Source organism: Streptomyces sp. NBC_01433 (assembly GCF_026340105.1).
In the GTDB taxonomy this organism is placed as follows: domain Bacteria; phylum Actinomycetota; class Actinomycetes; order Streptomycetales; family Streptomycetaceae; genus Streptomyces.
This window is the reverse complement of the sequence record NZ_JAPEPM010000001.1, coordinates 6,097,571-6,112,418: the sequence shown is the minus strand read 5'-3', so window position 1 is coordinate 6,112,418 and position 14,848 is coordinate 6,097,571. Positions and strand designations below refer to the sequence as shown.

10 protein-coding genes are annotated in these 14,848 nt (G+C 69.7%); 2 read left to right on the top strand and 8 right to left on the bottom strand.

Annotation, left to right across the window (positions count from 1 at the left end):
* Positions 1-8 precede the first annotated feature (8 nt).
* Positions 9-1,301: an erythromycin esterase family protein gene (locus tag OG413_RS27345; protein WP_266809671.1), complete on the top strand. Its 1,293-nt coding sequence runs from the start codon at positions 9-11 to the stop codon at positions 1,299-1,301.
* On the top strand, positions 1,298-3,388 hold the full coding sequence (locus OG413_RS27340) for a prolyl oligopeptidase family serine peptidase (protein WP_266809669.1): 2,091 nt from the start codon (positions 1,298-1,300) through the stop codon (positions 3,386-3,388). The genes OG413_RS27345 and OG413_RS27340 overlap by 4 nt, the downstream gene beginning before the upstream one ends.
* A 22-nt stretch (positions 3,389-3,410) precedes the next feature.
* Here OG413_RS27340 and OG413_RS27335 read toward each other — a convergent pair whose 3' ends face one another.
* From OG413_RS27335 to OG413_RS27300, 8 genes are all read right to left on the bottom strand, one after another.
* On the bottom strand, positions 3,411-5,081 hold the full coding sequence (locus OG413_RS27335) for a CdaR family transcriptional regulator (RefSeq protein WP_266809667.1): 1,671 nt from the start codon (positions 5,079-5,081) through the stop codon (positions 3,411-3,413).
* 106 nt (positions 5,082-5,187) lie between these two features.
* Entirely contained in the window at positions 5,188-6,294 is a 1,107-nt protein-coding gene (menC, locus tag OG413_RS27330) for an o-succinylbenzoate synthase (RefSeq protein WP_266809666.1), read from the bottom strand.
* A complete protein-coding gene (locus OG413_RS27325; protein WP_266809665.1) occupies positions 6,291-7,247 on the bottom strand; it encodes a GNAT family N-acetyltransferase in 957 nt (318 codons plus the stop codon). Before OG413_RS27325 ends, menC begins: the two co-directional genes overlap by 4 nt.
* A gap of 13 nt (positions 7,248-7,260) precedes the next feature.
* Positions 7,261-8,457: a M20 family metallopeptidase gene (locus OG413_RS27320; RefSeq protein WP_266810396.1), complete on the bottom strand. Its 1,197-nt coding sequence runs from the start codon at positions 8,455-8,457 to the stop codon at positions 7,261-7,263.
* Between the two features lie 393 nt (positions 8,458-8,850).
* Positions 8,851-9,924 (bottom strand): dTDP-glucose 4,6-dehydratase, encoded by a 1,074-nt coding sequence (locus OG413_RS27315; protein ID WP_266809663.1) that lies wholly within the window; start codon positions 9,922-9,924, stop codon positions 8,851-8,853.
* Between the two features lie 25 nt (positions 9,925-9,949).
* Positions 9,950-12,355 carry a non-ribosomal peptide synthetase gene (locus tag OG413_RS27310; RefSeq protein WP_266809661.1) on the bottom strand — a complete coding sequence of 802 codons (2,406 nt, stop codon included), beginning with the start codon at positions 12,353-12,355 and terminating at the stop codon, positions 9,950-9,952.
* A 32-nt stretch (positions 12,356-12,387) separates the two neighbouring features.
* On the bottom strand, positions 12,388-13,746 hold the full coding sequence (gene glyA / locus OG413_RS27305; RefSeq protein ID WP_266809659.1) for a serine hydroxymethyltransferase: 1,359 nt from the start codon (positions 13,744-13,746) through the stop codon (positions 12,388-12,390).
* 173 nt (positions 13,747-13,919) lie between these two features.
* On the bottom strand, positions 13,920-14,819 hold the full coding sequence (locus OG413_RS27300) for a hypothetical protein (RefSeq protein WP_266809657.1): 900 nt from the start codon (positions 14,817-14,819) through the stop codon (positions 13,920-13,922).
* Positions 14,820-14,848: the final 29 nt, after the last annotated feature.

Genomic DNA, 14,848 nt, shown 5'->3' with positions numbered 1-14,848 from the left:
GAGTCGTCATGGACATGTTCCACGACACATCTGCGGACATGACCGCACTGCGTCAACTGATCGGCGGAGCACGGGTCGTGGCGCTCGGCGAGGGCGCGCACAACATCACGGAGTTCTACGGGCTCAGGGACCTGCTGTTCCGGTTCCTGGTCCGGGAGTGCGGGTTCACCGGGCTGGTCCTGGAATCCGGATTCGCCGAGGGGCTGGCCGTCGACGAGTGGATCGGCGGCGGGCCGGGACGGGTCGAGACCGTCGCCCGGGACGGCGTCACCTACCGCTTCGGCGAGTGCGAGCCGATGCGGAGGCAACTGCGCTGGATGCGTCGGCGCAACTCCGGCGGGTCGGCGAAGGTCGCCTTCTACGGAATGGACCTGCCCGGCTCGTCCACCTCCCCCGGCCCGGCGGTCCGTGCCTGCCTCGACCGGCTGCCCGCACGCCCGGGTGACGAGGAGTTGCTGCGGCTGAGCGATCTGGGCGACCGGTCGCGGGCAGCGGTCCGCTACGCGGCGATGTCCTCCTCGGACCGTGCCCGGCTGCTCGACGGCCTGCGCGGACTGGGCGAGCGCGCACTCCGCTCCTCCCGGCGCGGCGGCCCGGCCGCCGAGGACGCCGAGATCGCCCTGTGGTGCGCGGCCTCGCTCGAAGCCTTCGTCGCCGAGGCCGACGAGGACGGGACCTCCTCGGAGGGCCCCTATCCTCGGGAGGCGTTCATGGCGCGCAGCGTGGAGTGGATCCTGCGCCGGGAGCGGCGCGTCGTGGTGAGCGCCCACAACGCACACGTCCGCCGTACACCGCTGCACGGTCGGCCGACCCTGGGCGGTCTGCTCTCCTCCGAGCTGGGGGCGGATCTCGTCGTCATCGGGATGACGTACGGCTCCGGGCCCGAAGTCACCTTCACCCAGCGGTCGTCGCGTCCGTTCGACTGCGATGTGACGCTCGGGGCGCGGGCCCTGACGCCGAATTCCGTCGAATCGCGGCTCGACCGTCTCGGCCCGGAGGTGACCCTCCTCGATCCGCGCCGCGCGCCCGCCGGGTTCTTCGACGGCGTCGAGGGGATGCTCGCCGGTGGGGAGCTCGACCCCGTCGAGGACTTCCCGGCCGCCTACGACGCGCTGCTCCACGTCCGGCGGGTGAACCGGATCCCCGGGGCGTTCGAGCGGCTGCGTGCCGAGTTCGCCACGGCGGCGCGAGCGGGCTCCGAGGCGGCCCCCGGTGCGGACGCGGACTCAGCAGTACATCAGTCCATGCGTCCCGGAGGCGTTGACGGTCTCCGGGACACCGAGCAGTCGGAGTCACAGTGAACAGCAGCCCTCTGCCGTATCCGCCCGCGCGGACCGTCGACGCCTTCGAGGACGTCGCGGGCGTCCGGGTGCCGGACCCGTACCGGTGGCTGGAGCCGGAGACCGACGAGATACGGCGGTGGCAGCGCCGACAGGCCGCTCTCGCCACATCGGTCGCCTACGACGGGCAGGACCCCGCGGCCGTACGGAAGCTGATCGAGACCTACGATGCCGGGTCCCGCCCGGCACTGCCGAGGTTCGCGGCGGGCCGCTGGTTCCGCGCCGTGAACCCGCCCGGTGCGGCGGCGCCCCGCGTGGTCGTCGCCGACCGGCCGTTCGGCGCGGGCCGGCCGGTGGTCGACCTGACCGCGTTCGGTGACGGGCAGAACCCCGCGTTCCTGTCGTGGCTCGCGCCGTCGCCGAACGGCCGCGTCCTGGCCCTGGGCGTCTGCACCGACGGCAGCGAGCACAACACGGTCCGGCTCATCGAGGTGGACTCGGGGCGCGTACTGGACGACGCGCCGCGGCAGGTCCTGCACAGCGCGTGGGCCGGTGGCGTGTCGTGGCTGCCCGACAGCAGCGGCTTCTTCTTCCTCGCCCTGACCGGTGCGCCGCACGAGTTCCGGCAGGCCGTGTACCGTCACCGGCTCGCCACGCGGGACGGCGCGGGCAGCACCGTGGTGGAAGCGGTCCCGGTCGGTGAGGGCTCGCGGGAGTACACACTCGTGCAGTTCTCGGCCGACGGCCGCTGGGCCGTCGCGAGTCACCGGGTGGGCAGTCCTGTTCCGGTCGCCGTACGGGATCTGTCCCGGCCCGCCACCCCCTGGCGGCCCTTCGTCACCGACTGCGCCGGGACCGTCGCCGGACACATCGTCGGCGACCGCTACATCGCGGTGACCGATGTGGGGGCACCGCGCGGGCGCGTGGTCGCGCTCCCGCTGGACACCACCGGCCCCAACGACCCGGCCTCGTGGGCGGAGTTGGTGCCGGAGGGCGAGACGGTGCTGCGGTCCCTGTCTCCGGTCGGCGACCATCTGTACCTCAGCGAGTTCGACCGGACGTGCGCCCGGGTACGGATCCTCGACCGCTCCGGCGCCGTCACCGGGGAGGTTCCGCTGCCCGGACGGGGGGCGCTCTCCGCACCGTTCTTCGCCCTGACCGGCCTGGCCGTGGGCTCTCCCCCGGACGACTTCGTCTTCGCCTTCTCCACCCCGACCAGCTCCTGGGGCGTCTATCTGCACCGTCCGGGCGAGGCGGACATCGAGACGCTGTCGGCCCCGGCGGTCACCCTCGACGCCGACGTGACGTTCGAGCGGGCCGTCGCACCCGACGGCGTGGAGATCCCCTACCACGTGGTGCGACCGGCGGGCAGCGACCCGACGCGGCCCGCGCCCACGCTGATCTCCGCGTACGGAGCGGCGAACGTGCCTCTGCTGCCGCAGTACCAGCCCGAGATGGCCGCCTTCGTCGCGGCCGGCGGCGTGCTCGTCCAGGCTCATCTGCGCGGGGGCGGCGAGTTCGGCCGCGACTGGTACCTGGCCGCGCACCGGGAACGCAAACACGTGCGCGACGGCGACCTCGTCGCCGTTGCCGAGCACCTCATCGCCACCGGGTTCACCACACCCGAGCGGCTCGCGCTGACCGGTGGCTCCGACGGTGGTCTCATGTGCGGGGTCGCCCTCACGACGCGCCCCGAGCTGTGGTGTGCCGTGCTGCCGATGGCGCCGCTCCTCGACCTCATCGGGGGCACTCGCGATCCCTATCTGGATTTCGTCATCCGCAAGGCGTGGGCGGATCCGGACGATCCCGCGGAAGTACGGCGGCTGCTGCGGCTCTCGCCCTATCAGTTGGTCGGGCCCGGCGTCTTCCCGGCGGTCTATCTCCAGGCCGGGGCGACCGATCCGCGGTGTCCTCCCTGGCATGCGCGCAAGTTCGCCGCGCGTCTGCAGGCGGCACAGGAAGGGGACGCGCCGATCCTCCTGCACGTCTTCGACAACGCCGGGCACGGCGCGGCGACGTCGTACGAGGTCGCGACCGCACAGGACGCCGAGTGGCTGGCCTTTCTGATCAGGACACTCGGTCTTGGCCGTCGTGAAGCTTGCCGATGAACGGGCGGGACGGCCCGTCCGCTCATCCGCCGTCCGGGGCCGACCTCAGCGACATCAGGTGCAGTTGCAGCATGGCCGAGAGACGTGCGGACGGATCATTCAGGTCGATCCGGCCGACCTCCGCCGCGCGCCGGAGCCGGTAGCGGAACGTGTTGGGATGCACGAACATCGAGGCGGCGGCCGTGGCGACATCACCGAAGGCGTCGAGCCAACTCCGCAGCGTATCGGTCAGGTTGGTCTCGTGGATCTCGTCGTAGGCCATGACGCGTGCGAGGACGCCGCTGGGCAGGTCCCCGCGCGGGACGAGGTCGGCGAGCTCCAGCAGCAGTGCCTCGACGTGGACGTCGTCCAGGCGGGCGACCGACGGCCCGGCGGTTCCCGACCGCAGGACGCGCGACGCCCGTTCGGCTCCGGTACGCGAGCGGGCCAGCGCCGCACTGTCCTCGGCGTACGGCCCCACGCCGATGACGGGGCGCAGCCGGGAGCCCACGCGGGCCAGGAACTCGGTGGCGATGCGGGCCGCCCTTTCCTCGGCGTCGTGCCGGTTCTGCGGAAGAAGGGGCAGGATGCCGTACGCGATGTCGCCGATCAGCGCGGCGGTGGCGTGCGGGTGCACCGCGGCCAGATGCATGGCGAACGCGTCGGCGAGGCGTTTGCGTTCGGTGGCGGTACGGGCGGGCAGCCGGTGTTCATTCGCCGCGTCGACGACGGTGAGCGCGAGAACGACGGCGGGCCCGTCCTTCAGGCCGAGGCGGCGGATCGCCTCGGGTGATCCGGGGCCGCTCTCCAGTGCGGTGGCCAGCAGCTCCGCGCGCTGCCGCCGTTCCATGTCCGCGTCCGCGCGCTGCCACACCATGTGCATCGCGACCAGCTTGGACGCCTCGTAGAGCGCTTCGCTGCGGTCCTCGCTCAGCGGCTCGGCGACGACCACCCAGATCGCGCCGAGGATCTCGTCCCCGGCACGCACGGCGATCGCCGCGCGCGGCAGTTCGGGCGGCTGTGTCGTGTCGCCCGACTCGGGCAGAGACGCGACGAAGACGGGGCGGTCGCTGCGGTAGATCGCCTGGAACACCCCGCGTTCCTCAAGGATGCGCGTGTAGTGCTCGGGGACCTGCCGGCCCAGGATCGTCTGCACCCGCGAGGGGTCGATGTCCTCCTGCCGGCCGGAGAAGGCCAGTAGGCGCGAGTTGCGGTCCTCGATGGTGACGGGCGCGTCCAGCAGCGCGGCGATCGCGTTGGCGACCGCGAAGAGGTCACCGGACTCGAACCGGTCGGCCGTGTGACCATCCATGTCATGCCGGTTGCTGTCGGTCGTCAGCGTCCGGAGCATCCCCGCCAGGTGCGTCCAGGAGGCGCCGCGGGCGAAGGAGAGCACGGCCACGCCCGACGCCTCGGCCGCAGCGGTCAGCGCCTCGTCTGGGGTGAGGGGCGCGCGCACCACCAGGGCGGCGGCGCCGCGCTGCCCCAGCCGGGTGACGACTCGGGCGATGTCGGAGAGGTCGTGCAGGGCCACACCCAGTACCAGCGCGTGGTCCGGGAGTTCCGGCTCGTCGAGTGGGTCGTGGATGACGACGCCGCCGATGCCGTCGGCGCGTTCCGCGTCACCGCAGACCACGTCGAGCAGGGTGGAGCCGAGTTCCTCCAGGACACGCGCGAGGCTCGCTCGCGGAAGGCTGGTCACGGGAATGAGCACGGGGCCGAAACTAGCCCGGCCCACCGGCATCGGAGTTGGTCGCGCATGACGTAATGATGCCAGCCCGTTCGTCCGCACGGACGAACGGACCGGCATGGCGAGGGCCTCAGGGCACGGGCACCCAGGTCGTCGAGTCCGTCACCTCGTCCAGAATCTCCTGGACGGGGGTGACGCCGAGGCCCGGCCCGGTCGGCACGGCGAGATGGCCGTCCACGAGGCGGAACGGTGCGGTGATGTCGGTCCGGTAGTAGCGGTCGGAGGCCGACGTGTCGCCGGGCAGCACGAACCCGGGCAGTGCGGCGAGCGCCACGTTGGCGGCGCGGCCCAGTCCCGTCTCCAGCATGCCGCCGCACCAGACGGGGACGCCGTGCGCCACGCAGACGTCGTGGATCCGCCGCGCCTCCAGATAGCCGCCGACGCGGCCCGGCTTGATGTTGACCACGTGGCAGGCGCCGAGGGTGAGCGCGGCGGCGGCGGCGCGGGCGGAGACAATCGACTCGTCGAGGCAGATCGGGGTGGTGATGCGCTTCGCGAGTTCCGCGTGGCCGAGGAGGTCGTCCTCCGCGAGCGGCTGCTCCAGCATCAGGAGGGCGAACGGGTCGAGCCGGGCCAGATGGCGGGCGTCGCCGCGGTGATAGGCGGCGTTGGCGTCCACCTGCAGCGGGATGTCGCCGAACCGTTCCCGGACGGCGCGCACCGGCTCGATGTCCCAGCCGGGTTCGATCTTCAGCTTGATCCGCAGATAGCCGGCGTCCAGATATCCGGCGACGGCGTCGAGGAGCGCGGGGATCGATTCGGTGATCCCCACCGACACCCCGCACGGCACTCTGTCGCGGACCGCGCCGAGGGCGTGTGCGAGGGGCACTCCCCGGGCCCGGAGGTCCGCGTCCAGCACCGCCGTCTCCAGGGCGGCCTTGGCCATGCGGTGCCCCTTGAACGCGGCCAGGGCCGGGGCGACCCGGTGGGCGTCGAGGTCGGCCACCCCGGCGAGCGCCGGGACCAGGAAGCGGCTGAGGACGTCCGCCGCGGCGTGTGTGTACTGCGACGAGTACAGCGGAGCGGTACCCGCGCCGCACTCGCCCCAGCCCTCGGCCTCCTCGGTGACGACGCGCACCAGGAGTGCCTCCCGCACGGTCTCGGTGCCGAACGAGGTGCGGAACGGGGATACGAGGGGTGCCTTGATGGTGCGCAGCTCGACTCCGGTGACCTTCACACTGTCTCCTGTGGCGCTTCGTCGTGGTGGGTTCCGTGCCCGCGCGTGCCTTCGGCGACCCGCGTCGGGCCTCCGCGGTCCACGACGTACCAGCCCGCCGGGTCGAAGCCGCGCACCCGCGCGCCGTCGGCGAGCAGTCCGCCCAGCACGTCCCGTACCGCCGCGCGCCAGCTCACGGCGCACGCCGGGTCGCTCCCGCGCAGTGACTCGATGTCTTCGGGTACCGCCACCAGTACGGTGCGTGCGTTGCCGTCGGCGCGCCCCAGGGACGGCGCGCCCGTGGCGGAGAGTCCGAGTGCGACGGTCGCTCCGCGCGACCGGGCGACCTCCGCGTCGGCCGGTCTGGGCCGCCCGGCGCAGACCGACTCGGCGTCCGGGGACGCCAGCCGCCACCGCACCAGAATCCGGTCGCTGTCGTCGCTGCCGTTGATCCCGTCGTCGATGGGACCGTAGAAGTCCGGCAGGTACTCGACGGGCTCGGCGGCCAGCTTGGCGATGTTGAAGTACGCGTTGCGGCGCACCAAGGGGTCATACGTCCAGCGGATCTCGTCCACACCCCGCGCCAGCGTCCAGGCCCGCTGGTGCAGTTTCAGGGCGAATCCGACGTTGCGGCGCCGCACGTGGGGCAGCACCCCCGCGATGTGGCTGTGCAGGGCCGCGCGCGCCGGCGGGGAGAAGAACCCGAAGCAGGAGCCGACCAGTTCGTCCCCCACGAAGGCGCCGCTGACGTAACTGCCCGCCTTCGCCAGCGCACGCAACAGGTCGGCGGTCACCACCGGACTGTTCTCGCCGGTACGCCAGATCCGCTCGTACAGGCGCCGAGCGGCCTCAAGCTCACTGACGCTGTCCAGGGAACGGATGTCGATGCCCGCGCCGCGCGCGGCGGTATCGGCCGCGGCGTACGCCGCGTCGACGGGCGGGGATTCGGTGCGGTCGCGCAGGAAATCGGTCACGCGGGTCATGGTTTCAATCCCGATCTACGCGCAGCTGGTTCGAGGGCACAGGATGCGGGCTCCCGCTTCGTCCGGGCGGACAGCCGTCCCGCGGTGCCAGGAGATCGGCCGTCAACGCGGTGAGCAGTCGGGTCCGCCGCGGCAGTTCCGCGACGAGCAGATGTTCGTCGTCGGCATGCGCGCCGCCGCCCACCGCTCCCAGGCCGTCGAGAGTCGGGGTGCCGACTCCCGCGGCGAGATTTCCGTCGGAGGCGCCGCCGACGGCCACCTGCGAGAGCGGGCCGAGCCCGAGGTCCGTCGCGAGCCGGCACGCCCGCGCGAAGAGATCCATCGACGCTGTGGCCTGCAAGGGCGGCCGGTTCGGACCACCGGTGACCTCCACCGCCGCGCCGGGCAGCCGGGCCCGCAGGTCGCGCATCGCCCGGTCCACACGGTGCTGCTCCGCCGCGTCCCGTATGCGGACGTCGACGTCGAAGCGTGCCGAGGCGGGGACGGTGTTGCTCGTGGTGCCCGCCTCCAGGCGGGTCGGCGTGACAGTCGTACCGTGTGCCGCATCGCCCAGCGCGGCCACGGCCAGGATCTGGTGGGCGGCCTCGATCGTCGCGTTCACGCCACGCTCCGGCTCAAGGCCGGAGTGGGCAGCACGTCCTCGAACCAGCACCTCGTAGCGCGACACCCCTTTGCGTTCCGTCTTCAGGGCCCCACCCGGTCCGGCGGCCTCCAGTACGAGGGCGGCAGCGTGGGAGCGGGCCTCGTCCTCGATGAGCTCCCGGGACGAGGGCGAACCCGGCTCCTCGTCACCGGTGACGAGGAGGGTGACACCGTCCAGCGGATGCGCGGCCCCGGGTCCGGACGCACGCGTCCGTGCCCCCGCGGCGATCAGGTCCGCCAAGGCGTGGAACGCCATCACCAGGCCGGCCTTCATGTCGAAGCAACCGGGTCCGCGCAGCACTCCGTCGCGAACCTCGAACGGATGGCTCTTCAACGACCCGACCGGCCACACCGTGTCGTGATGCCCGATGAGCAGCACGCGCGGGGTCCGGCCGAAGCGCCACCGCAGATGCGTGCATCCGTCGATGACCACCCGCTCCGCCTCGGCCCCGAGGTGACCGGCGCCGATCCGGGCCACCAGCTCGGCGCTGCGGGCGACCGCGGCCAGGTCGTCCGAGGGGGACTCGCAGCGCACCAGCCGCTCGATGTCCGCGACCATCGCGGCCGTACGCTCCCGGTCCCGGCTCTCCGGCCGGGCACCGTCATCCTGCCCAGTGGTCCGATTCACCACGGTGCGGTGTTCTGTCACGGCGGACACCTCCAGTCGACGCGTCTGCCCAGCATCGTGAGCCGCGCGGCGGTGGGAACTGTCCGGTCGGCCAATATTGATGTGCTCGATTGGGATGGGGCGATGAACCGGTCCCCCGGTGCGGTGACCCGGCTCAGGCCGTACCACGAACGGCCGGGGCGGCCAGGTCCACGATGGTGACGGGTCGGCCGTCGGCGAAGGTGGGGACCGTCCGGACCGCCGGACCGTGTCCGGACGGTTCGCGCGGCAGAGGAACACGGCCCCGAACTCCCCCCACGGCTGACGCGCGCTGCGGCGACTCCGCTACCGGAGTTCGGTGGATCCCGGGCCCACCGCCCCCCAGTCGAAGCCGAGTTCACCCTTCTCTTCGAGAATCCGTTCCCACCAGGCACGGTGCTCCACGTACCAGTCGACCGTCTCGGCAAGGCCCGCGTCGAAATCACGCACGGGTCGCCAGCCCAGCAGCGTTTCGATCTTCTCCGGGTCGATCAGGTACCGGCGGTCGTGGTTCGGCCGGTCCGGGATGTGCTCGATCCATTCCGACGGGTCCAGGCCGAGCGCCGTGACGACCCGACCGGCGATGTCCAGGTTGGTGACCTCGTGGCGGGCGGAAACGTCGAAGATCGGCAACAGCTCCGGTTCCGTGGCCGCCTGCGGAGGAACCGGTCCCAGGTCGGCGTGCAGCACCCGGTGTACCGCGGCGCAGTGGTCGGCCACGTGCAGCCAGTCACGGCTCTGCAGCCCGTCACCGTAGACAGGCACCTTCCGGCCGCGCAGGAGATTCGTCACCGCCAGCGGGATGAGCTTCTCCGGCAACTGGTACGGGCCGTAGTTGTTCGCGCAGTGCGTCATCCGGATGTTCAGCTCCGGATAGGTCTGCATGTACGCGCGTACGATCTGGTCTCCGGCGGCCTTGGCCGCGCTGTACGGCGTCTTCGCGTTCAACGGTGACCGCTCGGTGAACCACTTCTCCCCCGGGGCCAGTTCCCCGTACACCTCGATCGTCGACACATGTACGTGGGACCGGACCGGCACCAGACGGCTGCACTCGGCCATCACCTGCGCCCCGAGCGCGTTGGAGCGCATGAACGCGGTCGGGCCCAGGATCGCGCGGTCGTTGTGCGACTCCGCCGCGAAGTTCACGACGAAGTCCGGCCGATACCGCCGGTAGATCTCCTCCATGGCGTCGAGGTCGGCGATGTCCGCCTTCTCGAACACGATGCGGTCGGACACCGGTTCCAAATTCGGCCGGTTGCCTGCGAATCCCAGGTAGTCCACCGCTATCACTTCGACATCTGACGACTCCCACTCCAGCAGGTGCTGCACATAGTTCGCGCCGATGAAACCCGCGGCGCCGGTCACGAGATAGACAGGCATGACTACTCCGGAGGTCGGACAGCCCTCAGGGGCTGGGGTGCTCGCCATAACGTTCGGCCAGGTGATCCGCCAGGGCGGTCACAGTCGGATGCTCGTAGATATCGGTCATGCGCAGCCGTCGGTCGATGCGCACCATGCTTCGTATCGCCTTCATGGAATCCCCTCCGTGGTCGAAGAAGTTGTCGTGGCCGTCCAGGTGGTCGACGTCCAGCACGTCCCGCCACGCGTCGACCACCAAGCACTGCCAGTTCCGGCCGTGCTCCGGTTCCCGCCGCGGCGTGCGCGGGGTGGTCTCGTTCCCTTGTGCCGGTGAACTCAGCGCAAGCCGGTCGACCTTGCCGTTCTTGTTGAGGGGAAGCGACTCCACGATCTCGATCGACGAGGGAATCATGTGTCTCGGAAGCCGTTCGTGCAGCGCGTCGAGCAGTGACGCGTAGTCCAGCGTTTCGCCGTGCTGGGCCGTCACGTATCCGACCAGCGTCACGTGACCGTCCGCCTCCCGGGAGACCACCACCGCGCGCTTCACCCCGCGGTGTGCGGCCAGGACGGATTCGATTTCCCCCAACTCCACCCTGATTCCGTTGATCTTGACCTGGAAGTCCTTCCGCCCGAGGATCTCGATCAGTCCGTCGGGCCAGAACCTCGCCATGTCCCCCGTGCGGTACAGACGCTCCGCGACGTGGTCGCCGCACGACCACCGGACGAAGCGCTCGCTCGTCTCCCGGGGGCGGTCGAGGTACTCACGGGCCAGGCCGACCCCCGCGAGACAGAGCTCTCCGACCACGCCGACCGGTACCGGCATCATCCGCTCGTCGAGGATGAACGCCCTCTGGTTCGCGAGGGGCCGGCCGTACGGAAGGTTGCCGCCGCCCCACTCCTCGGACGCGTCCCACTCGTACGCGGTCGAATGGACGGAGGCCTCCGTCGCACCGCCCAGTGCCACGAATCTGAGGCTCGGAGCGACCTTCCGGAAACGTGCGGGCATCGTCGCCGGGACCCAGTCCCCGCCTGTCATGCAGAGTTTCAGCGGAAGCGGACGGGTGCCGCCGCTGATCTCGACAAAGTCCAGGAACAGCTCGATCAGTGGCGGAGCCGTGTTCCAGACCGTGACGTGGTGCCGGTCGACCAGTTCCCACCACGAAGCCGGGTGATATCCGGCCTCCGCATCCGGAATGACGACTTTGCCACCCGCGATGGTGATGCCGAGGAACTCGTACGCCGACATGTCGAAGCTCGGGGAGGACAGCGCGAGAACCGCGTCCTCGGGTCCCACACCGAATCTCGTGTTGAGATCCGCGAGATTGTTCAGCACGCCGCGGTGGCGCAGGGCGATCGGCTTGGGCGTGCCGGAGGAGCCCGATGTGTGGATCACGTAGCAGAGGCTGTCCGGGCGGACCGCGGTATCGGGATTCCCGGCGGGTGCGCCGGGCCGGCTCCCCAGGTCGTCGACCACCAGGTGGTGCCGCACCTGTGCGGGGAGGATCCGGTCGAGTCCCCGGCTGGTGACCATTACTTCGCAGCCGGTGCCGAGGACCATCCTCTCCAGCCGGTCCCGCGGGTATTTCGGGTCCAGGGGCACGTACGCCCCGCCGGCCTTCAGGACGCCCAGGATCGCCATCAGGAGGCTGGGGGTCCTTTCGAGGTGGATGCCCACCCTGGCGTCCGGTCCGACTCCGAGCCCGATCAGGCGGTGGGCCAGTTCATTGGCCCGTCGGTTCACGTCGTCGTACGACCACGACTCGGATCCGAAGACGACCGCCACCGCGTCGGGCGCCTTCGCGGCCCGGGCCTCGAACGCCTGGTGGAGGCAGATGTCCTCGGTGAGGCGGGTGCCCGTGTCGTTCCACGCGCGGAGCATGGTGTCGGCTTCGTGTGCCGTCAGGATGTTCAGCCGTGCGACGGGCGCGTCCGGGGTACCCGCCATCTGATCCAGCAGGACCTTGTAGTGGCCCGCGATCCGATCGGCATACGCGTCGTCGAATCCGGTGGCGTCGAAATTGAGCGTCACCCTGGACGATGCGAGGTCCGCGGAGAGGACCAGTTCGTGTACGACCGCGGCGTCCGAACCACAAGCACCGGTGAACGAGACGGCGAAGGGGGCAGGTTCGAGGTCCGAGCGCGCCGTGGTGCTCATCCCTTCGACGAGATCGAGGGTGCTCGACTCGTCGGTGACAGCCAAGGAAAAGGTGTCCTGGCCGTCAAGTCCGTCGATGGCGACCCGCTCAAGAGCGGTGTACCGATGGACGAGAACGGCCATCGCCGCTGTCAGGATCGATGTGCGGGACAGTTCTCCGTCGGCCGTGGGAAACGCGACGTCGAGGGATCGTTCCAGGCGCTCGCCCGGTCGCGCTCGGTTCGGTGCCGAACGGACTCCCAGCCCCGAAGGAAAGGAGGAGGAAGCCGGCCGGGCCGTGTCATCGGCGAAAGTCATGCCTTGTACAACCTTCCGAACGAGGCGGGCGTCTACTCGTCTTCGAACCGAAACGGAAAGCGCGCACAGAGGATGCTCACGCGGTCGCGCACCGATTCGCGGAGCGTTCCCTCCAGTTCATAATGAGTGGAATCCAGGACCTTGACACCGGACAGCACTTCGTGCACGAGACCTGCGCATTCACGAACCTCGAAGGGTCCCATTCCACGCTGCGCGATGATATTTGTTCCGAAGCGCAGACCGCCTCCCAGCGTAGGCGGAAGAGAATCTCCAGGTATTTTGTTTCTGTTGACCAGGATTCCGCATTCTTCGAGTGCCCGTTCGGCCACGACCCCGGTGAGCCCCGAGGCCCGGACGTCGACCAGAACCATGTGGGTGTCGGTGCCCCCGGCCAGAACGTCGTACCCCAGCGTCACGAGTTCGTCCGACAGCGCCTTCGCACCGTCCACGACGCGTTTCATCGTGGACTGGAAACCGTCGCTCGACGCGACGGCCAGGGCACGCGCCTTGGCCGCGATCGAGGACGGATCCGGAGTTCCCTGGAACCCGGGAAACACCGCGCTCTGCATGAGCTTCCACAGCTCGGTCCGACCGTCCGGCGCGCTCCGGCGGTAGTCCTTGCCGAGGAGGATCAAACCCCCTCGGGGACCCGCAAGCTGCTTGTAGGTACTGGTCGTCGTGATGTGCGCGTAGTCGATCGGACTCGGGTGCAGGCCCGCGGCGACCAGCCCGGCTATGTGGGAGATGTCGGCGAGGAGGTAGGCGCCGACACGATCCGCGATGGCCCGGAACCGGGCGAAGTCCAGCCAACGGGGAAACGCGCTCGCTCCCGCGATGATGACGTCCGGTCGCTGGTCGAGCGCGCGGCCGAGGACCTTGTCGTAGTCGAGGCTTCCGTCGGGTTCGACGTCGTAGCGGGCCACTTCGTAGTACTTCCCGCTGACCGATGCGCTCGCGCCGTGCGTCAGATGCCCACCGGAATCGAGATCCAGCGCGAGGATCTTTCCGCCGCGGGGCAGCAGTGCCGCCATGACCGCCAGGTTGGCCGATGAGCAGGAGTGCGGCTGAACGTTTGCGTACCGGGCACCGAAAACGCTCTTGGCACGTTCGACCGCAAGCCTCTCGATCCCGTCGAAGTGCACGGCACCGGGATGGTAGCGCGCCCCCGGATAGCCCTCGGCGGTGACGTTCGACATGACTGTGCCGTTCGCACAGAGGACGGACGGCGGGGCCACGCTGGCCGAGGCCACCATCGACAGGCTCGTGGTCTGGTACCTCGCCTCGGCGTCAAGAAGCGCCCCGAGACCCGGATCGTTTCTCATCAGCACACTCCAGCCCATCTCGGCGATGGACCGGGTCGTAGGATTTGCCATTTGCCCAGATTCAAGCACAGAGGATTCCTTAGGTGCGATCGCGCGGTGCAGGTCTCGCCGAATAAGGACTGGAGTCCATTACTGGGATCAGCTCGGCCGCAGAGAGGTTCCGAGCGAGAGCAGCTGCGGGCGGTACAAAGCGATCACCGCAGCCACCGCAGTGCGGGGCGCATCCGTTCACCCCGATGGAACTAGCCGAAATTCCGTTTCAGCCAGGCATCATCAACGTATTCGGTCGCCGCATGGAAATCAATCTCCAATTGGCGCAAGAAAGAACTGATCACGTACACCTTTTCGGGCGCGAACTGCCGCAAGGCTTCCACCAGGCCCGGAACGTCGAGGGACTGGGTTTCACTCGCGATGAGCGCCTTCGCGGCCTCTGCGCCTGAGGTCAGCGTGTACATCCCTGGAACCGCGGTGACCACCGGAGCTTTCGGATGACCGAGCTCATTCTCTTTCAGCAGAGATTCCAGCCGCTGACGGCTGGGCTCCCGGAACGGTGAGTGATACGCCTGATGCGCGAGGGACCGGTCCACGACCTGTAGGTCCGCGGGGCCGTCTCCGCGCGCCGATTCGAGCGCCGAACGCAGGCCGGACACCATGATCATGCGGCCGGCGCCGTTGAGGACCGAGCCGAAGTCACAGGAGATGGTCATCCGCTCCGGCTGGTCGTAGTAGCGCCAGTCGATCGGCGCGGGTACGAACGCGAAACCGATTGCCTCGTCCCGCCCGGTGTCCTGCAGATGCCTCTCCCGAAGGAACCTGACCACCATTTCGGTCGAGGCCGCCCCAGACGAATGCAGTGCGGCGAGTTCACCCAGGGAGACACCGCCGTACACGGAGGCCGCACCGTGATTGCGCTCCAGGATCCGCCCCACACTGAGCATGGCGGCCAACTGCCGTATCCAGCGCAGCAGCACCGGATGGAGGTGCGCCACCTCTCCGTCGATGAGGTGGCCCACTGGAACATCGATTGTTTCGGCAAATTCACGATAGATCGACTGCGCGACCTCCGAGCTCCGCAGCATCGGTTCGTATCCACGGAAATCTACCGCGGCATCGGCGGGTCCGAACAATACGAACTTCGTCATGGAAACTCCATCCTTCGCTGTTGCAGGAA

What these genes read in the sequence shown, in the direction of transcription:
- OG413_RS27345 (WP_266809671.1), top strand. Translation starts at nt 9, where the DNA reads ATGGACATGTTCCACGACACATCTGCGGACATGACCGCACTGCGTCAA.
- OG413_RS27320 (WP_266810396.1), bottom strand. Translation starts at nt 8,457, where the DNA reads ATGGTCGCGGACATCGAGCGGCTGGTGCGCTGCGAGTCCCCCTCGGAC.
- OG413_RS27315 (WP_266809663.1), bottom strand. Translation starts at nt 9,924, where the DNA reads ATGCCTGTCTATCTCGTGACCGGCGCCGCGGGTTTCATCGGCGCGAAC.
- OG413_RS27310 (WP_266809661.1), bottom strand. Translation starts at nt 12,355, where the DNA reads ATGACTTTCGCCGATGACACGGCCCGGCCGGCTTCCTCCTCCTTTCCT.
- OG413_RS27300 (WP_266809657.1), bottom strand. Translation starts at nt 14,819, where the DNA reads ATGACGAAGTTCGTATTGTTCGGACCCGCCGATGCCGCGGTAGATTTC.